At 69.0% G+C, this 17,248-nt stretch carries 17 protein-coding genes; 9 read left to right on the top strand and 8 right to left on the bottom strand.

The window, feature by feature from the left end:
- Positions 1-86: 86 nt before the first annotated feature.
- The 3 genes from K377_RS17285 (at position 87) to K377_RS17275 (ending at position 3,343) form a co-directional block, all read left to right on the top strand.
- Entirely contained in the window at positions 87-1,616 is a 1,530-nt protein-coding gene (locus K377_RS17285; RefSeq protein WP_258395065.1) for an MFS transporter, read from the top strand.
- A 105-nt stretch (positions 1,617-1,721) separates the two neighbouring features.
- A complete protein-coding gene (locus K377_RS17280; protein WP_111664278.1) occupies positions 1,722-2,615 on the top strand; it encodes an SDR family oxidoreductase in 894 nt (297 codons plus the stop codon).
- Between the two features lie 77 nt (positions 2,616-2,692).
- Positions 2,693-3,343, top strand: a complete 651-nt coding sequence (locus K377_RS17275; RefSeq protein ID WP_258395064.1) for an O-methyltransferase — start codon at positions 2,693-2,695, stop codon at positions 3,341-3,343.
- 96 nt (positions 3,344-3,439) lie between these two features.
- On the opposite strand, the gene K377_RS17270 is transcribed toward K377_RS17275, so the two are convergent.
- The 4 genes from K377_RS17270 to K377_RS17255 form a co-directional block, all read right to left on the bottom strand.
- Complete coding sequence (locus tag K377_RS17270) at positions 3,440-3,733, bottom strand: hypothetical protein (RefSeq protein WP_111664277.1); 294 nt, start codon at positions 3,731-3,733, stop codon at positions 3,440-3,442.
- A 79-nt stretch (positions 3,734-3,812) separates the two neighbouring features.
- On the bottom strand, positions 3,813-4,736 hold the full coding sequence (locus tag K377_RS17265) for a class I SAM-dependent methyltransferase (RefSeq protein WP_111664276.1): 924 nt from the start codon (positions 4,734-4,736) through the stop codon (positions 3,813-3,815).
- Positions 4,733-5,833: an NAD(P)-dependent alcohol dehydrogenase gene (locus K377_RS17260; RefSeq protein WP_111664558.1), complete on the bottom strand. Its 1,101-nt coding sequence runs from the start codon at positions 5,831-5,833 to the stop codon at positions 4,733-4,735. Before K377_RS17260 ends, K377_RS17265 begins: the two co-directional genes overlap by 4 nt.
- 14 nt (positions 5,834-5,847) lie before the next feature.
- Positions 5,848-6,600 carry a (5-formylfuran-3-yl)methyl phosphate synthase gene (locus tag K377_RS17255; RefSeq protein WP_111664275.1) on the bottom strand — a complete coding sequence of 251 codons (753 nt, stop codon included), beginning with the start codon at positions 6,598-6,600 and terminating at the stop codon, positions 5,848-5,850.
- 326 nt (positions 6,601-6,926) lie between these two features.
- Between K377_RS17255 and K377_RS17250 the strand changes: the two genes are divergently transcribed.
- Positions 6,927-7,460, top strand: coding sequence for an EF-hand domain-containing protein (locus K377_RS17250; protein WP_111664274.1), 534 nt, complete (start codon positions 6,927-6,929; stop codon positions 7,458-7,460).
- A 112-nt stretch (positions 7,461-7,572) separates the two neighbouring features.
- Here the strand turns inward: K377_RS17250 and K377_RS17245 are convergent, their stop codons facing one another.
- The 3 genes from K377_RS17245 to K377_RS17235 form a co-directional block, all read right to left on the bottom strand.
- Positions 7,573-8,208 carry a DUF11 domain-containing protein gene (locus K377_RS17245; protein WP_111664273.1) on the bottom strand — a complete coding sequence of 212 codons (636 nt, stop codon included), beginning with the start codon at positions 8,206-8,208 and terminating at the stop codon, positions 7,573-7,575.
- Positions 8,209-8,267: 59 nt separating this feature from the next.
- A complete protein-coding gene (locus K377_RS17240; RefSeq protein ID WP_309252231.1) occupies positions 8,268-8,765 on the bottom strand; it encodes a class F sortase in 498 nt (165 codons plus the stop codon).
- A gap of 192 nt (positions 8,766-8,957) precedes the next feature.
- Positions 8,958-9,674 carry a hypothetical protein gene (locus tag K377_RS17235; protein ID WP_111664271.1) on the bottom strand — a complete coding sequence of 239 codons (717 nt, stop codon included), beginning with the start codon at positions 9,672-9,674 and terminating at the stop codon, positions 8,958-8,960.
- A gap of 279 nt (positions 9,675-9,953) precedes the next feature.
- Between K377_RS17235 and K377_RS17230 the strand changes: the two genes are divergently transcribed.
- From K377_RS17230 to K377_RS17220, 3 genes are all read left to right on the top strand, one after another.
- A complete protein-coding gene (locus tag K377_RS17230) occupies positions 9,954-10,679 on the top strand; it encodes a heparin lyase I family protein (protein WP_111664270.1) in 726 nt (241 codons plus the stop codon).
- 261 nt (positions 10,680-10,940) lie between these two features.
- On the top strand, positions 10,941-12,281 hold the full coding sequence (gene gdhA / locus K377_RS17225; protein WP_181512592.1) for an NADP-specific glutamate dehydrogenase: 1,341 nt from the start codon (positions 10,941-10,943) through the stop codon (positions 12,279-12,281).
- 715 nt (positions 12,282-12,996) lie between these two features.
- On the top strand, positions 12,997-13,788 hold the full coding sequence (locus tag K377_RS17220; RefSeq protein WP_111664557.1) for a GH25 family lysozyme: 792 nt from the start codon (positions 12,997-12,999) through the stop codon (positions 13,786-13,788).
- A 638-nt stretch (positions 13,789-14,426) separates the two neighbouring features.
- Here the strand turns inward: K377_RS17220 and K377_RS17210 are convergent.
- Positions 14,427-15,104 (bottom strand): hypothetical protein, encoded by a 678-nt coding sequence (locus K377_RS17210; protein WP_146614735.1) that lies wholly within the window; start codon positions 15,102-15,104, stop codon positions 14,427-14,429.
- Between the two features lie 271 nt (positions 15,105-15,375).
- Here K377_RS17210 and K377_RS17205 point away from each other — a divergent pair, with 271 nt between their 5' ends.
- Both K377_RS17205 and K377_RS42720 read left to right on the top strand, forming a co-directional pair.
- On the top strand, positions 15,376-16,056 hold the full coding sequence (locus K377_RS17205) for a DUF2238 domain-containing protein (RefSeq protein ID WP_111664267.1): 681 nt from the start codon (positions 15,376-15,378) through the stop codon (positions 16,054-16,056).
- A 342-nt stretch (positions 16,057-16,398) separates the two neighbouring features.
- Positions 16,399-17,208 carry a DUF427 domain-containing protein gene (locus tag K377_RS42720; RefSeq protein WP_111664266.1) on the top strand — a complete coding sequence of 270 codons (810 nt, stop codon included), beginning with the start codon at positions 16,399-16,401 and terminating at the stop codon, positions 17,206-17,208.
- Positions 17,209-17,248: the final 40 nt, after the last annotated feature.

Below are 17,248 nucleotides of genomic sequence, written 5' to 3'. Positions count from 1 at the left end.
AGACACCGTGTACCGCATGTGTGCTACGTTTACGGTGCACGGTGACTCGAAAAGGCTGATCGGGCTTCCGCCCTGTGCCGCGTGCCGTGCTTCGTGCAACGCATCCGATGAAGGAATCGAGAGCAATGGCTTCCACCACGCTGGAAAGTCCCGCGCGCCTCGCACAGAGGTCCAGCCCGGTCCTCGCGTGCATGAGCGTGTGCACCGCACTGGTGGTCGGCTTCGTCGCGGCGATCAACCTGGCTGTCCCTGAATTGGCCGCCAGCTCCATGGAGCCGACCTCGTCGGATCTGCTGTGGATCGTCGACGCCTACGTGGTGATCTTCGCCTGCCTGGTCATCCCCGCCGGTGCGGCCGGCGACAAGCTCGGCCGCAAGGGAACACTCCTGACCGGGCTCGCCATATTCGCGGCCGGAGCCATCGTGTCGGCCACCGCGCCGAACGTTGCCATCATGCTGATGGGCCGTGCTGTCACCGGCCTCGGCGCCGCGTGCGTCCTGCCCAACTGCGTCGGCATCCTGCTGCACGCCACCGCACCTGAACGCCGCACCCATGCCCTGGCCATCTGGGCGGCGGCCTCCGGCATCGGCGGTGTCGTCGGCAACGTCGGCGGTGGCGCATTGCTGACCGCCGGATCCTGGCGCACTCTGTTCGTCGCCGTCGCGGTCATCGCCGTCGGCTGCCTGGCCTGGGCGGCACGATCCGCACCGCGCAGCCCACGACACGAACGCACGCTGGACCTGCCCGGCACCCTGCTGTTTGTGGCTGCCGTTGTAGCCCTGCTCATCGGCATCATCGAAGGACCCGAACAGGGCTGGGGCAGCACCGTCGTGCTCACCGCCTTCGCCGCCGGCGTGGTGCTGGGCGTGAGCTGGGCAGTGGTCGAGCGGCACGTCGCGCATCCCATGCTCGACCCCCGACTCTTCCGCAGCCCGGGACTCAGCAGCGCCTGCCTCGGCATGACGGTCGTCTTCTTCGGCAACTTCGGCCTCTTCTACGTCAACGCCTCACTGCTGCAGTACGGACGCGGCTTCTCCGTCCTGCAAGCCGGCCTCGGGATCATTCCGCTGACCGTCCCGCTTCTGGTCGGCACCCGCTACGTGCCCGCCCTGATACGCCGTATCGGAGCTCCCGCCACCCTGGCTGCGGCCTTCCTGCTGGGCAGCGCCGGACTGGTGGCGCTCTCCTACGCCTCCGCCATGACCTACCCCGTCTACGCGGCCGCCTTGGTCGTCATCGGTCTGGGCATCATGCTGGCCGCCCCTTGCCTGACCGCACAGATCGCCTCGGCGCTGCCCGTGGAGAGGGCCGGTATCGCCGGAGGCTTGCAGTCGGCGACCCGAGAACTGGGCAGCGCCCTGGGCGTGGCCGTCGTCGGCACCATCCTGACCGCGGGATTCACCCACAACCTGCCCGCGGCGCTCAAGGAACGCTCGCCCGTCCCACGCACCGTCAACGACGCACTCACCCTCGCGCCGTCCCACCACCAGGCAGTCACCGATGCCTTCACCAACGGCGCCGACACCGCCCTGCGCGTCGCTGCGCTTGTGGTTCTGATCGCCGGAGGACTCGTCGTCATCGGCACCCGGCGCGCCCGCCGGAAGCCCTTGCGCTGACGCCGGGCTCTCACACTTCTCCGCGGTCGGCCGACGCCGTACCCGGATGAACAATCCCCAACTCCGTCCGTAACAGCCCCACCGGGGCAGAGGGAGGCCACGCTCATGCGTGCATTTATCACTGGAGCAACCGGCTGGATCGGATCCGCCGTCGTCGACGAGCTCCTCGCTGCCGGTCACGAGGTCATCGGCCTCACCCGGTCCGATGAAGGTGAACAGAGGCTGACCGCCAAGGGCGCGACCGCTCTGCGGGGCGACCTGGACGACCTCGCCGCACTGCGGCGCGGCGCGGCCGGGTCCGACGCCGTCATTCACCTCGCCAACAAGCACGACTGGGGCAACCCGGCAGAATCCGACCGCGCTGAACGCGCCGCCGTCGCCGCACTCGGAGACGTCCTGGCCGGCAGTGACCGGCCCCTGCTCGTCGCATCCGCGCTGTCCGGCCTCGTGGAAGGCAGGCCGGCCACCGAGACGGACGTCTCACCCGCCATCGGCCCGGACTCCAACCGGGGTGGCAGCGAGAACCTCGCCCTCGACTACGTCGCCAAGGGCGTGCGGGCCGTCGTCGTGCGCTTCGCGCCGAGCGTGCACGGCCGCGGCGACTGGGGATTCGTCAACTTCCTGACCGACGCCGCCCGGAAGCAGAGCGCCTCGGGCTACATCGGTGACGGCTCCACCACCTGGTCGGCGGTGCACCGCACCGACGCCGCCCGCCTCATCCGGCTCGGCATGGAACAAGCCCCGGCCGGCACGCGCCTGCACGCCGTGGCCGAGGAGAGCGTCACCACCAAGGAGATCGCCGAGGCCATCGGCCGCAGCCTCGGCCTGCCGGTCGTCTCCGTCGCACCCGAGAACGCCGGAGCCCACTTCGGCTTCGTCGGACACTTCTTCGCCTCGACGATGACGGCCAACAGCACGGCCACCCGACAACTCCTGACGTGGCAGCCCAGCGGCCCCACCCTCACCGAGGACATCGACGCGGGCGCCTACACCGCCTGATACCAGCATCCCTGCGGGCGGACGGCCCCCGAAGCCGTCCGCCCGCATTCCTCCTACCGCTACCAGGAGACCACCCCGTGACCACGCACACGCACACGCTTGCCGAACCGGGCGTCGCTGCCGCTCTGGCCCGGATGTTCGACGCCGCCGAACGCGACGGCCAGAACACTCAGCACCTGACCGACCGCGACACGTTGACGCCGCAGCAACTCGCCGACGCTGCGCAGGACATCTACATGCCGATCTCCGCCGACGGCGGCAAGCTCCTCTACAACCTGGTGCGCGCCACCCGGCCCGCCCGGATCGTCGAGTTCGGCACCTCGTACGGAATCTCCACGCTTCACCTGGCCGCAGCCGTACGCGACAACGGCACCGGGCATGTCATCACCACCGAGATGAGCCGCACCAAGGCAGCGGCCGCCCGTCACACCTTCGCCGACACGGGGCTCGACGATGTGATCACCGTGCTGGAAGGCGACGCCCTGCAGACACTCGCCGGGCTGGAGAACCCGGTCGGCTTCCTGTTCCTCGACGGCTGGAAGGACCTGTGCCTGCCCGTCCTGCAGCTTCTCGAGCCGCACCTCGCTCCCGGCACCCTCGTCGTGGCCGACGATGTCGAACTGCCCGACCTCGCCCCTTACCTGGACCACGTGCGCGACACCACCAACGGCTACCACAGCGTCACCTTCCCCGTGGAAGACGGCCTGGAGATCAGCTGCCGCCTGTAGCCGGGTATCCCGCGCCTCGCTGACACCATGACCCAAGTGTGACGGGCAGGGCCCGGGCGTTGGGGTGTGGTGCCGGCCGGAGCCCGGGGCACGGCGCTACTTCCAGGGGATGATCTGGATGTTCTCGGCCCGCACGGTGGCGTTTCGATGGCCGGTCGCGGACAGCGCCGCGGTGAGGATCCTCTGCGCCTTCCTCTTGGCCTCCTGATCGTCGGCAGTTTCCACAACGAGGTTGAACGTGATGTTCCCGGCGGCGTCCTGACGCCAGGAAAGGCTTCCTCTGGAGCCTCGGGGGTCGTAGGGCGCGAGTGCGTCGTTCAGGTCGCTCAGTTCGGTTTTTGTGGGCTCGTTGGAGAAGTCGACGGGCGTGCTGGCGAGGTAGTAGGTCACGCGGGGACGGTACTTCAGCCCGGGGTGAGTGGGCGTGCGACAGGGGTAACCAGCCGTGAGGCAGGGCGTCCGCGGGTGCTCACGGCTTGCGTGCGAACACCCACCGGTTGCCCGCCAGGGCGTCGTTCTCCTCGGGCAGGGGACCGCGCCCGTGTCGGCGGGTGAACTCGAAGGGCGTGTGCACCGACGTGGACCAGCCCGTGTCCGCCAGAGCACCCGCGGAATCGGGTCGCGGTTCCTTCGCGAACAGGTCGAGGAGGTCGATGCCGATCTGCTGGGTCGTCGAGGTGTAGAGCGGACTGTCGCGATACGTCATCAGGTCCGGTTCGAGTTTGACCTCGTACGCCAGGGCGCTGCCGGGCGTGCTCAGCCGGTCCACCGCGGCGACGAGGGACCTCTCGGCGTCGGCGGGGAGGTAGAACAGCAGCCCTTCGGCCAGCCAGACGGTCGGCGCGGATCGGTCGAAGCCGGCGTCGGCGAGTGCCGCCACCCAGTCGGCGCGGAGGTCGACCGGCACCGGTGCGCGCGCCGCCTTGGCACTGGCCGACAGGCCGTCGAGCACCTTGTGCTTGAACGCCAGAACCTCCGCCTTGTCGATCTCGAAGACGACTGTGCCAGGGGGCCAGTCGAGCCGGTAGGCGCGGGTGTCCAGTCCCGCACCGAGCAGGACGACCTGTCGGGCACCTGCCGTCCGAACCGACTGGAGCAGGAAGTCGTCGAGGACCCTCGTTCGCAGGCCGAAGTAGCGCGCGAAACGTCCCCACAGCGGGTTCGCGTCCCCGTCCGGCACGTGCCGCAAGCGGGTCGGCCATCCGGCGGACGCCGAGGCGGCGAGCACGAAGTGTTCCGCGAAGGGGTCACGAGCAAGAGAGTCGGGACGGTGGGTCTCGATGGCCCGCGCGGCGGCGACGAGGAGTGCGGTCGTCCCCACACCCTCCTCGACGCCCGTGTCGTGCTGGGGGGTGGCGAACACGTGTCCTCCGTTGGCGTGTGCTGTGCTCATCGGCGCTCCTGCGGGACCACGACCGGTTTGACGACGCGTCCCGCTTCGCAGTCGCGTTCGGCTTCGTTGATGTCGGCCAGGGGGTACGTGCGTATCAGCTCGTGGAAAGGGAACCGGCCCGCCTGCCACAGGGCGATCAGCCGCGGGATCAGCAGGCCCGGCACCGCGTCCCCTTCGCAGATGTGGGAGATCGTTCTGCCGCGGTCCAGCGATCCGGGTTCGATCGGCAGGGCGGTGTGCAGCCGGGCCACCAGGCCGAGCCGGCCGGTCGGGCGCAGGGACCGGAGCGCGTCGTTGATCAGCGCGGGGGCGGCCGTGGTGTCCAGGGCGAAGTGCGCCCCGCCGTCGGTCAGTTGTCGGATGCGGGTGGACAGGTCGGACGTTGTGGCGGGCAGCGGTGTGGCGCCGTAGCGTTCCGCGAGGGCGAGCCGTTCGGGGTGCTGGTCGACCGCCACGGTCGCCGCGCCCGAGGCGGTGGCGGCCATGATCGCCGCGAGTCCGACGGCTCCCGCACCGAAGACGGCCACGGTCTCGCCCGGTGCGGCGCGAAAGGAATTGAGGACGGCTCCGGCACCGGTGAGGAAGCCGCATCCGAGGGGGCCGAGCAGTTCGACGGGCAGGGCGGGGTCGACCCGTACGGCGTTGCGGGCCGGGACCACCGCGTACTCGGCGAACGACGACTGACCGAACCAGCGCGGGGCCAACGCCTCTCCCGTCGCGTCGGTGAACCTCGCGGCGTTCTCCGTGCGCCCTCCGAACAGATTGAGCGCGGCGAAGGAGTCGCAGTAGGCGGGCGAGGCGCTCAGGCAGTTCGGACAGTGGCCGCAGGAGTCGAAGCTCAGGACGACATGGTCACCTTCGCTGAAGCCGGTGTGCGGCCCGCCCGTCTCGGCCACGATCCCGGCACCCTCGTGCCCGAGGACCGCCGGCAGCGGTGAGCGGCCTGCCGAGCCCCGGACCGCGAGATCGGTACGGCACATGCCGCAGCCCGCGATCCGCACCAGGATCTCGTCCTCGGCCGGACCCGTGCGCAGCAGTACCTTCTCGACCGTGAACCGGCTCTCGGGGGTGCGCAGGACCGCCGCTTCGAACGACATCGACATGTCGGCGGTCAGCCCGCGGCGGCGGTGGCCGCGTGTTCTCGAGCATGCCGGTCCATCTCCGCGCGGAAACCGGCTATCAAGTGCGGTTCGATTCGGCCGGCGTTGCGGTCGCCGCCCTCGCAGACCGCCCCGCGTACGCCCACGATGTCGGTGCCGATACGGGTCAGCGTGCCGAGGTCGTTCGCCTTCACACTGCCCGCGAGGGCGGCGAGGAGCCCCGCCTCGTGGGCCCGGCGCACGAACTCACCGCAGACTTCCGGCGGTACGTGGTCGAAGAGACGCGTCCCGTCCTTGATCGCGGTGTCGAGCATGGCCGCGTCGGAACCCGAACGCAGGGCGATGTCCGGCAGGGAGAGCGGATTGACGCAGCCGATCCGGTGGGCATCGGCGTAACCCGACGCGACGACGAAGGCGTCCGGTCGGTACTCCTTCACGGCCCGCACGACACCGCGCATCACCTCGACAGCCTGCTCGGGGGTCGTGCATCCGTAGAGCCCGACCTTGATGTAGGTGGCTCCGGAGACGGCCGCGCCGAGCGCCGCCTGGGCCACCGTGCCCGGCTTGAACGGCACATCTCCCACGGTCGCGGACACGGGCTTGGCGGCGGGGACCGCGCCGCGGATCTCCTTGATGACCCACGGGAAGTTCGCGCCGAGCGAGCCCTCGGCGGGTCTCTTCACATCCACGATGTCGAGATGGTCCGCGGCCTTCGCACATTCGACGGCTTCCTCGACGCTGTCCGGGGAGACGAGAAGTAACAACGTGTGCTCCTTTCCGCACACCTCCCAGGACCTGAAAGACAGGACAGTGTGCGAACGCGCTGACGCATTTGCGGTCGGTTCATCATCAGCGGCGGTCCGCGACCACGGGTAGGGCGCGAGGAAGGCGAGGGAGGTGCAACCCGCGGGGCGAGTGAGCCGTGCGCGCCGGTTCAACCGGACCGCCACTCGTTCATGCCGGTTCGTCAGCATCTTCACTCTTTCTGCTGAGGGGCCGGTCTTCTCCGGACGCCGGTGCCGCAGCCCCGCATAGTTGCAGCTCGGCCGGCACACAGGCCGTCTCCTGACCTCATGAAAGGCAGACGCACATGCGCTCCGAAGCAGTCACACGTGTGAAACTGGTCTTCACCCTGTTCGACGCCGACGGCAACGGGGTCCTGGAAGCCGCCGACTTCACGCTCATGAGCGACCGGGTCGCCGCGGCGGTGCCGGAGGCCGACGAGGCGCGCAGCCAGGCCATGCGCGCCGGGTTCCGGCGCTACTGGGAGACCCTGGCCCGTGAACTCGACACGGACCGCGACGGCCGGATCACGTACGAGGAGTTCCAGGCGTGCGTCCTGTCGCCGGAACGCTTCAGCGGGGCCGTCGACGCGTTCGCGGCCGGCTTCGCACGCTTCGGTGACGTGGACGGCAGCGGAACCGTCACCCGCCCCGTCTTCATCGGCATGATGAGAGGCGTCGGCTTCGAACTGCCCAACATCGAAGCACTGTTCAACGCGTTCGCCCCCGATGCCGCCGACCGGATCCGGGTGGACGTCTGGGAGGCCGAGATCAAGAACTACTACGCTCCCGACAAGGGCGGAGTTCCGGCGGACCTGCTGGCCGCCGTCCCGTCCGCCTGACCTGACCTGACCTGACCTGACCTGACCTGACCTGACCCGGCCGGGGACCCGCTCGTGCGGGACGGGTCCCCGGCCCCGCTTGCCCAAGGCGATGCGTACGTAGCGGCCCGGCTCAGGCGATGCGCGTCTGCACGACCGCCGTGTTGTTGCCGGTGGTGCGCTCCGGGCCGCTGGCGGTGACCGAGGTGGAGAGCTGCACCGTGCCTCCGCCGTAGGACGGCGCGCGGCCGGCTATCTCGAGGCGGACCGTGCGGCCGGGAGCCAGGTCGCCGATGCTGAGCACGATGCGGCCGTCGCTGGTGAGCGTCTCGGACGCATGCCCCTCGCTGATGCGGTGCGCCAGGTACCTGATGCCGTTCGGCATCGTGGTGCTGGAGCGGACGTTCTTGGCCGTGGCGGAGCCCTTGTTGGTGAACTCGACGACCCAGCGCTGCTCCTGGTTGTGGTCGAGTTGGCGGGGACCGGAGGCGGTCACGGCCACGTCGGCGATCCTCTGCTTGTCCGTGACGCCGCCGCCCCACGGCTTCCCGTAGTCCTTGTCGTAGCGGTAGTTGTCGGTCCAGCCCTTGCCGTAGTCGCCGTCGTAGCCGCCGTACGTCGAACCGGCCCGGGGGGCCTGATGGCCGTCGCCGGAGGCGGCCGACGCGGAACCCGCGACAGCGAGCGTCGCGGTGACCGTGGTGGTCAGCAGCAGCGCTGCGAGCGTGGTGCGCCGGGTGCGGGAGCGGGGGGTGGCGTCGTGGGACATGGGTGTCCTTCCTTGGGATGCTGGAGTCGGGCGCGCAAAAACGTGTCGGTGCGCGGGCGTCATGATGTGAGTGCGGCGTACAGGATGATGTTGTCGGCGCGATGGCCGTCGACGATGGGCCCGCCACACGTGATGAGCCGGAGTTGAGGGGTGCTGGTCGGGCCGTACACCTTCCGTGTCGGGAAGCGGTCCTTGGCGACCTGCTGGATCTCCTGGACCGTGAAGGTGGCCGTGCGGCCGTCGGCGCGGGGTACGGCTATCTCGTCGCCGACCCGGACGAGGGCTACGTCGCGCAGCAGCGCGGGACCGTTCGCGGTGTCGTAGTGCGCCACGATCACGGCGGCTCCCCGCTGGCCGGGCGTCACCGATCCCGTCCACCAGCCGGGTTCCTGTCCCTTGTCGGCCGGCGGTACCTCCAGGCCGCGGTCGGGGCCGAGCCCGAGCCGCAGCATGGACGATGCGTCGACACCGGCTGACGGGATGCGCAGGCCGGTGGGGAGCGATCGTGGCAGTGGGGCCGCGGCGTGCTGGGCGTGGCGGGCGGATCTGTTCGTCACATGTACGTCCTCGGCGGCGGGATGAGCCGGTGAGCAGGCCGTCAGACCGGACAGGCCGGCCGTCAGGACGAGCGCGAGGCTCGCCGCGCACCGCATCGCAGGGCGCGATGCGCGGCTGCCACCGGCGTCCCGCCTCGGCGCACGAGGGGTCGTAATTGTCACGAGGTCTCCCTGGAGACGGGCGCGCCGGGCTCAGGACTCCTCGCGGCGGCCGCGACGGACGACCAGGTAGCCGAAGCCGGCGCCTGCCAGGGCGAGACCACCGCCGGCCGCCACTATGAGCGGGGTGTCGGAGCCGTGCGAGGAGGCGCCTTCGGCACCGGCCCGCACGCCGCCCTGCGGCAGCCGCCCCTCGCGCCCGCCCGCCACAGCGGCCGAGGTGCCCTTGTCGCGCGTGGCGCCCGTCTGGGAGTCGTGCTGCGCGGTCCGCTGGTCGCGGGTGTCCTGGTGGGGCCTCGGGTGGATCTTCTGGTCCTTCTGGTGGTTGTCGGGGTGCTTCTTCTGGTGGGCCGGGTCGGGCTTGTCCTGCTCGCTGTGCCAGCCGTCGGGGTGGACGACACCCACGAATCCGTTGGCCTGGTTGAGGATGTAGCGGTAGCCGTTCACCGTGCTGCTCCCACTGCCGGAGCTCAGGTTCGCGACCCGCTGCCCCTTGACCGTGATCCAGGCCATGTACGACCCGTCGGGAAGGGAGTACACGTGCGCCTGGGCGCCGTTGCTCAGTGAGTACTGCTGCTCCTTGCCCTGGTCCGACGAGGACTGCGAGGTGGCGGGGGAGGGCGAGGAGACGGTCTGCTGATCGGGCTGTGGCGCGGCGGAGTCCGCGAACGCGGCGGCGGCCGGGACCGTGAGGCCGGCGACGAGACCGGAGACGGCCGCGATCTGTAGTACACGACGAGAAATCGACATATCGATTACCTTCTTGCTCCGCTGTGGGTGAGATGTCGTCCTTGCGACACCTGTGAACCTACGGAGCAGCTGTGTGCGATTCCCGTCGAATATGTAACGGAAGCCTCACAGAGGGGCGAATCGGCGCAGATGGCGACTTTGGTCCCGGGTGCGCGAGGACCAGCGCCCCGAGTCGCAGGTCCCCTTCAAACGATCGAGACGATCAACTCAGCCAAAAATATTGAGCGTTGTGACGGCTGGCGCTACAACAGTGCGCGAGTCGATCGAAAAGGTGATCCCGTGTACCGCACCCCACTGCGTGCCTGGTCCTGCACAGCCGCCGCCACTGCCACCGTCTGCGCCACCGTGCTGGCCGCCTCTCCTGCCGAGGCGTCCGTGATCTGGGACGCGGACGCCTCGCAGGGCGTCGGCGTCTTCGTGACGACCCTCTGCGACAGCCCGGGGAGCGTCACGACGGGGGACTGGGGCGACGGTCACGGCCCCTTCTTCAAGTTCAACAAGCCGGTCGGGACGCCGCGCTGCGAGGCGCACAGCGTTCGTACCTCCTCGGGCGAGTACACCTTCCGAGACGACAGTACGTACTGGTTCGGCTGGGACTCCATGACCAAGACGGGCAACGCGCAGACCGTCTTCCAGTGGAAGTCCAACGGCACCAACGACCAGAACAGCCAGAACTATCCCGTGCTGATGAAGGTCGAGGACGATCAGCTCAAGGTCTGGTACGTGGCGCCCGGCGAGACCTGGATCTCCATCGGCACCACTCCCTGGACCGCGGGGGAGTGGCACTCCATCCAGCTGGGCATCACCACGGACGCGGACGGCGCGGGAACGCTCTCCGTATACAAGGACGGAGCCCTGTTCGCCTCCCGGACCGGCGCGCGCACCTGGGACGATCTGGGCAACAAACCGCGCTGGGGCACCTATTTCGGCACCGATGACACGACGGCCTCCATCAACTGGGTCGCCGGCCTGTCCATGGGCACCACCCGCTCCGACGTGGACTGATCCCCGGCCGGGTGACCGGGCCCGGCCCTGCCGGGCCGAGGCGTACGGGTGGCCCACCCCTGCGGGTCCGGGTCTCGCATGGTGGGCCGCTCCTGGTTCCTCGACCGGTCGAGGTGTTTACATGGGCGTAACACTGATCTTGTCCCGCGCCCGGCAACGGCGCCGAGCGCTCAACGATGGACCGGGCCGGAGCGAGCCGCACGCGTTTCGGATCTGGTGGCAGCCGTGCCAGAAAGGCGTTCCGTGACGACGCGATCCGACATGCAGAACATACTCGGCAGCACCCTCGCCGAGATCGAGCGACGCAACCCTGCCCAGCCCGAGTTCCACCAGGCCCTTCACGAGGTCCTGGAGACTCTGGTGCCGGTGCTCGAAGCCCACCCCGAGTACGTCGAGGCGGGGCTGGTGGAGCGGCTGTGCGAGCCGGAGCGACAGGTCATGTTCCGGGTGCCGTGGCAGGACGACCGCGGCCGGGTGCAGGTCAACCGCGGTTTCCGCGTCGAGTTCAACAGCGCTCTCGGCCCGTACAAGGGCGGCCTGCGGTTCCATTCGTCGGTCAACCTCGGCGTCATCAAGTTCCTGGGCTTCGAGCAGATCTTCAAGAACGCGCTGACCGGTCTCGGCATCGGCGGTGGCAAGGGCGGCAGCGACTTCGACCCGCACGGGCGCAGCGACTCCGAGGTCATGCGCTTCTGCCAGTCCTTCATGACGGAGCTGTACCGGCACATCGGTGAGCACACCGACGTCCCGGCGGGCGACATCGGCGTCGGCGGCCGCGAGATCGGCTACCTCTTCGGCCAGTACCGGCGCATCACCAACCGCTGGGAGGCCGGTGTCCTGACCGGCAAGGGCCAGGGCTGGGGCGGCTCGCTGATCCGCCCGGAGGCGACCGGGTACGGCAACGTGCTGTTCGCCGAGGCGATGCTGCGCGAGCGCGGCGAGGACCTGGAGGGGCAGACGGCGGTGGTGTCGGGCTCCGGCAACGTCGCCATCTACACCATCGAGAAGCTGCGCTCCCTCGGTGCGAACCCGGTGACCTGCTCGGACTCCTCCGGATACGTCGTGGACGAGAAGGGCGTCGACCTCGACCTGCTCAAGCAGATCAAGGAGGTCGAACGGGGCCGCGTCGACACCTACGCCGAGCGCCGGGGCTCCTCCGCCCGCTTCGTGCCCGGCGGACGCGTCTGGGACGTCCCCGGCGATGTCGCGCTGCCGTCGGCCACGCAGAACGAACTGGACGCGAACGACGCGGCCGCGCTGATCCGCAACGGCGTGAAGGCGGTCTCCGAGGGCGCGAACATGCCGACCACCCCCGAAGCCGTCGACCTGCTCCAGAAGGCGGGCGTCGCCTTCGGCCCCGGCAAGGCGGCCAACGCGGGCGGTGTCGCGGTCAGCGCGCTGGAGATGGCGCAGAACCACGCCCGTACCTCGTGGACGGCACAGCGCGTCGAGGACGAGCTGGCGCACATCATGAAGGACATCCACGCCACCTGCCACGACACCGCCGAGCGCTACGGCGCCCCGGGCGACTACGTGACGGGCGCGAACATCGCGGGCTTCGAGCGCGTCGCCGACGCGATGCTGGCCCAGGGCGTCATCTGACATCGAGTTTCTCGGAACGATGACGGGGCGGACCTGAGGCCGACACGCAACAGGGTCCGCCCCCCTCGGACCGTCCGGACCCGGGACACTTCTCCATCGTGTCGAGCACTTCGGCGGCCGCCGGTCGCGCCGCGCGTCCGGCGTCCGCCACTCCTCGACCATGCCGGTTTGCGTTCCGCTTTGCCGTGGGCATGAAGAGGGTATCTCCCTCCGCCGTGTCACGGCTGGCTCTCCCAGACGGGCTCTGTGTGGTGATGGCTCCGATCAGCTCACTGTCTTGGGTCGCCAAAAGTGCTTCCGTTTAACGTACTTGACAGAGTTCTGGCGAGGCCGATCTGCTGCCGTAGCTCCTCAGGTACATGGTGATCCAGGCCGCTGACGCGGCGGAGAACCGACTGTTTACGTGTGCTCGATTCCGTACCCCTGTGCGTCATTGTCGGGTTGGTTGAACGCGCGTAGATCTTTCCGGGGTGTGCCTCCGGCCAGCCGCTGCTGACCGGATACATGTCCCGCCTCTTTCTGCCTGCCGCGCCGCGCTCCCACTCCGGCGCGCCGAGATCCACCGCACCGAAGTACCACTCGTCACCACTGCATCTCACCCCCCACCTAACAGGAGGATGCCTTGTTCCCCTGGAGCTTTTCCCTCGGGTCCACGCGGCGCACTCGTACTGCGGCAGGCGTGGCCGGCCTGGCCGCGGCACTGACCCTCAGCTTGATGTCGGGCACCGCGTCCTCAGCGCCGCTGCCGTCGCACGGCGGCGTCCCGCCGGGCAAGGGCTACATGGGCGTGGGTTACGTCCAGGACAGCAAGGACTTCAAGGCGGACGACCGGCGCTTGGAACTCGACGCGGCGCCGGACGCGAACATCCTGGCCAACTCCGTGGGTGTGGACGTCTCCAAATGGCAGGGCGGCATCAACTGGGCTGCGGTCCGCAGCGTGGGCATCGAGTTCGCCTGGATGAAGGCAACCGAGGGAACCACGTACAAGGACCCCACGTTCAGGACCAATTACCTGGGTGCCCGTAACGCCGGCGTGATCCGGGGTGCGTACCACTTCGCGCGGCCCGACACGTCCGGGGGCGCGGCGCAGGCGAACTTCTTCGTCGGCAACGGTGGCGCCTGGTCCCGCGACAACGTGACGCTGCCCGGTGTACTGGACATAGAGGGAAGCTGTTACGGCAAGACGCGCGCGGCGATGCAGTCCTGGATCCTCGACTTCGCCAACACGTACAAGGCCCGCACGGGCCGCGAGGCCGTGATCTACACCAGCGCGAGCTGGTGGAACTCCTGCACCGGCGGCTGGAGCGGCCTGTCCACCAGAAGCCCGCTGTGGGTGGCCCATTGGGTATCCGCAGGCAGTCCCCGCGTTCCGTCGGGCTTCCCGTTCTGGACCGTCTGGCAGCACACGTCCACCGGCTCGGTGCGAGGCATCTCCGGGAACGTCGACCGAGACCGCCTCAATGGTGACCGCTCCAGCCTGCTGGCTCTGGCCAACAACACCGCGTGACGCGCCCGTTCAGAGGTCCTCGGCTTCTGGGTAATGACGGCGAAGTTCGCTGAGTATACGTGCGTCGACTGCCCTGACGTCCCACCAAGAGCTGTCACATTCGCTCAGGACGAGCACCAGCTTGGCGTCGGCGAATCCACGTGCTTCGGCGTCGATCAACTGGAGGAAGGGGGTCGTCAAGGACAACATGTCAACGTGTCCATGCCTGCGGCAGCAGACCGTCTCTCCATCTCTGCACAGCGAGGGTCGACGATCTCGTCGAATTCAACGCGCCACCTCATGTCCAGGCCGAAGCTACCGAGGCGAACCAGTAGCTCAGCCAGCGTCACATAGTGCTTTCCACGCCAGGCACGAAAGGTGATCCCCTTCATCTCTGTCTCGTCTTCAGCGGTAACGCGGGACATGCGACTCCCTTCGTTCCGTGAACACAGGGTCAGGGCTCTGATCAGCTCAAAGGGCCCACAAGACAGGCCCTAATGCGCTCATGTTCCAGGTCAGCGGCAAGAAGTTCATCGCTGAGTGGGTCCGTTCAGTCCTCGGCCTCAATCACGACGAGGCGTACTAGGCACAACGCGAGCCGGACGACCAGCCGGCGCCCAAGCGGGTCCGCTACCCCTCCACACCTTGCGTCTCCTGATTCACCGGGACGGGTACTGCTCGGCAGCGTTGTCGACGCGGGTGGACGGGGTGACGGCGATTGTCTCCAGTGCTCCGTCGGCGTGGAGAAGCTCGGCGGTGCGTGCGGAGCAACCGACGTACGTGGACAAGAGGTCGAAGTCCGTCGTCACGACCCAGCTGCGGTCCTCGGGCCACCAGAATTCCGGACCGCTGTCGCCCACGACGTCCGCCACGGATCTCCGTACCTCCTCCAGGGCGGCCAGCGAGGACCGGTGTACGAGGGGACTGGTCGCCCCGTGGATCAGCGCGGGCAGATCGTAGGCGAAGTACACGGCTTGGTCGCCCGTCACTTCGGTCAGGAGCCCTGCGAGCGCCGCTCGGCTGTGCGGATCGAGGACGCCGTCGTACACCTCCCACAGCAGCTCGCCCACAGCGTCGAGGCGGCCGGTCAGCGCGCGGGACATCAGCTCGGGGTGGAAAGCGGTGCGCGACTCCGCGGCAAGGGAGCTCCAGGTGCGGGTCCGCCCCGAGCCGTCTCCTGCCTCGAACCGGTGGAAGATGCGCACGTAAGCCTCGAACCCGCCCGGCACGAGCTCGGACACGACGTGTCCCGGCCCTCCGCTGTCCGGGCGGCCGAGCCGGTCGTGCAGCCACTCCAACCCGGTGCCTTCGTACACCCACAGGAATTCCTCGGTCATGGTGACCATTCTCGCCGCACGGCCCACATGGTGCGGGGCCCCTGAGGTTCGGGCGGGGCGGGCGCCCCACACGAACAGCGACAGGGCCGTTGACGGTCTGCTTCTCGTGCCAGACGTGCCGCTACGCGTTTGTGCTGTCCCGCACCGGGTGCCGCGATCACTCACCCCGACCGGGGAGGTGCCGCGCGGTGCTTTGAGTACCCGTACTCATGAGAGCGCTCGCGTCCGAGCCCGACAGTGGTGGCCCGCACCGAAACATGAGGAGCAGGCGATGACCGCCACCCACCGCACCCCCGCCCCGACGCCGGCCCTGGGCCTGTTGCCCCGGCGTCGTCTGCCGGCTGCCCTCGCCGTCACGGTGGCCGCCGCGCTCGTCGTGTCGCGGTTCGGCGCGGCCGATCCGACGACCTGGCTGCTGGAGACGGTATGGGTGATGGTGGGACTGCCGCTGGCGATCCTGCTGCGTCACCGTTTCCCTCTGAGCGGATTGCTGTGCGGGCTGCTGGCGGCGCACGCCCTGGTCCTCATCGTGGGCGGCCACTACACCTACGCGGAGGTGCCCGCAGGGGACTGGGTACGCGACTGGCTCGGATGGAACCGCAACCCCTACGACCGCTTCGGCCACTTCATGCAGGGCTTCGTCCCCGCCGTCCTGGTACGCGAACTCCTCGTCCGGACATCGCCGTTGCGCGGCAGCCGCTGGCTCCCCCCGCTCACCATCTGCGCTTGCCTGGCCTTCAGTGCCGTCTTCGAGATGCTGGAATGGCTCGCGGCGGTCACCGGAGGCGACGCCGCCGACGCTTTCCTGGGAACTCAGGGAGACGTCTGGGACACCCAGTGGGACATGTTCTGTGCGTTGATCGGCGCCACCTGCGCCCTGCTGCTCCTGAGCCGCGTCCATGACCGAGCCCTGACCCGTCTGGGGCTGGAAAGGCCGGCCGCCTCTTCGTGAGACCGATCGCCGGCCGGATCACGTGATGCTCCGGTCATGACCTGGCGAAGAACGAGTCCGCCCAGCTTTGGATCAGCCGATGATGACTTCGTTGCGGAAATAAGCGGATCGGCTGGCCGCTTCTACGCAGGTACTCCCGTCGTGCGGCCGCGGCCGACGAGGGGTGTCCGCCGCCTGCATCTCATGCCGGGTGAACGAGCGAATAGTCCACATGATCACAGTAGGCGGAGAAGCCACCGTGCCAGCCCTCGATTCCGTCGAGGCGAGAGTGAGCGCCCGGGCCCACGCGCTTGCCCCACAGCAGGGACAGCGTTGCGGAGCGGTGCAGCCTGGTGACCACCGATGAGCAGGTGGGTGGTGCGGCCCGACGGGGGGCGCCCCTCGGGCCGCACCTGTCCACATGCGCTGACCGCCGATCCGGCGTCGACTCCGCTCAGTGAGACGTGCCTGCGCTGTGCCGAGCAGGGCCGTACCAGGACTGACCTGCTGCTCTGTCTGGCCTGCGGTCACGTGGGGTGCAGCGACAGCTCGCCCGGTGCGCATGCCACGGCCCACTTCGAGTCGAGCGGCCACCCGGTGGCGTCCTCGCGTGGCCCCGGCCAGAAATGGGCCTGGTGCTACGAGGACGAGGTGTATCTCGACCACCTGCAAGGAGACGAACCCGCCTCACTTACTGCACCACGGGCGAACGAATCCGTGTGGGACTACCCCCGTCCACCCGCCGTGCGGGCGGACGACCGCACCGTGCGTATCGAATGCGCAGGCCAGGTCGTCGCGGACACGGGCAGGGCGATCCGGGTGCTTGAGACCAGCCATCCACCGGTCTTCTACATCCCTCCGGCGGATGTCCGGACCGACTTGCTGATCCGCTCGAACGGTCGGCGTACTTGGTGTGAGTGGAAGGGCGCGGCCCAGTACTGGGACGTCGTGGTGGGAGACGACGTGCGTCGCCGCGCCGCTTGGAGCTATCCGCACCCCGAGCCCGACTACGCACAGCTCGCCGGGTTCATCGCTTTCTACCCGAGCCTGATGGACCGGTGCACCGTCGCCGGGGAGGTGGTCACGGCACAGGACGGCGACTTCTACGGCGGCTGGATCACCGGAGAAGTGCAGGGCCCCTTCAAGGGTGCGCCCGGCACGCAGAGGTGGTGAGGCGCCCCGAAGAGGTACGCCCACCAAGCAGGGCCGCGGC

The organism is Streptomyces sp. PsTaAH-137 (genome assembly GCF_003259365.1).
Classification (GTDB): domain Bacteria; phylum Actinomycetota; class Actinomycetes; order Streptomycetales; family Streptomycetaceae; genus Streptomyces.
This window is presented reverse-complemented; position numbering and strand designations above follow the sequence as displayed.

Excerpts from the sequence above, each read along its gene's own strand:
- K377_RS17205 (WP_111664267.1), top strand. The coding sequence starts at position 15,376 with ATGACCGCCACCCACCGCACCCCCGCCCCGACGCCGGCCCTGGGCCTG.
- K377_RS17235 (WP_111664271.1), bottom strand. The coding sequence starts at position 9,674 with ATGTCGATTTCTCGTCGTGTACTACAGATCGCGGCCGTCTCCGGTCTC.
- K377_RS17280 (WP_111664278.1), top strand. The coding sequence starts at position 1,722 with ATGCGTGCATTTATCACTGGAGCAACCGGCTGGATCGGATCCGCCGTC.
- K377_RS17265 (WP_111664276.1), bottom strand. The coding sequence starts at position 4,736 with ATGAGCACAGCACACGCCAACGGAGGACACGTGTTCGCCACCCCCCAG.
- K377_RS42720 (WP_111664266.1), top strand. The coding sequence starts at position 16,399 with ATGAGCAGGTGGGTGGTGCGGCCCGACGGGGGGCGCCCCTCGGGCCGC.
- K377_RS17260 (WP_111664558.1), bottom strand. The coding sequence starts at position 5,833 with ATGTCGTTCGAAGCGGCGGTCCTGCGCACCCCCGAGAGCCGGTTCACG.
- K377_RS17250 (WP_111664274.1), top strand. The coding sequence starts at position 6,927 with ATGCGCTCCGAAGCAGTCACACGTGTGAAACTGGTCTTCACCCTGTTC.
- K377_RS17245 (WP_111664273.1), bottom strand. The coding sequence starts at position 8,208 with ATGTCCCACGACGCCACCCCCCGCTCCCGCACCCGGCGCACCACGCTC.
- K377_RS17210 (WP_146614735.1), bottom strand. The coding sequence starts at position 15,104 with ATGACCGAGGAATTCCTGTGGGTGTACGAAGGCACCGGGTTGGAGTGG.
- K377_RS17220 (WP_111664557.1), top strand. The coding sequence starts at position 12,997 with ATGTCGGGCACCGCGTCCTCAGCGCCGCTGCCGTCGCACGGCGGCGTC.
- gdhA (WP_181512592.1), top strand. The coding sequence starts at position 10,941 with ATGCAGAACATACTCGGCAGCACCCTCGCCGAGATCGAGCGACGCAAC.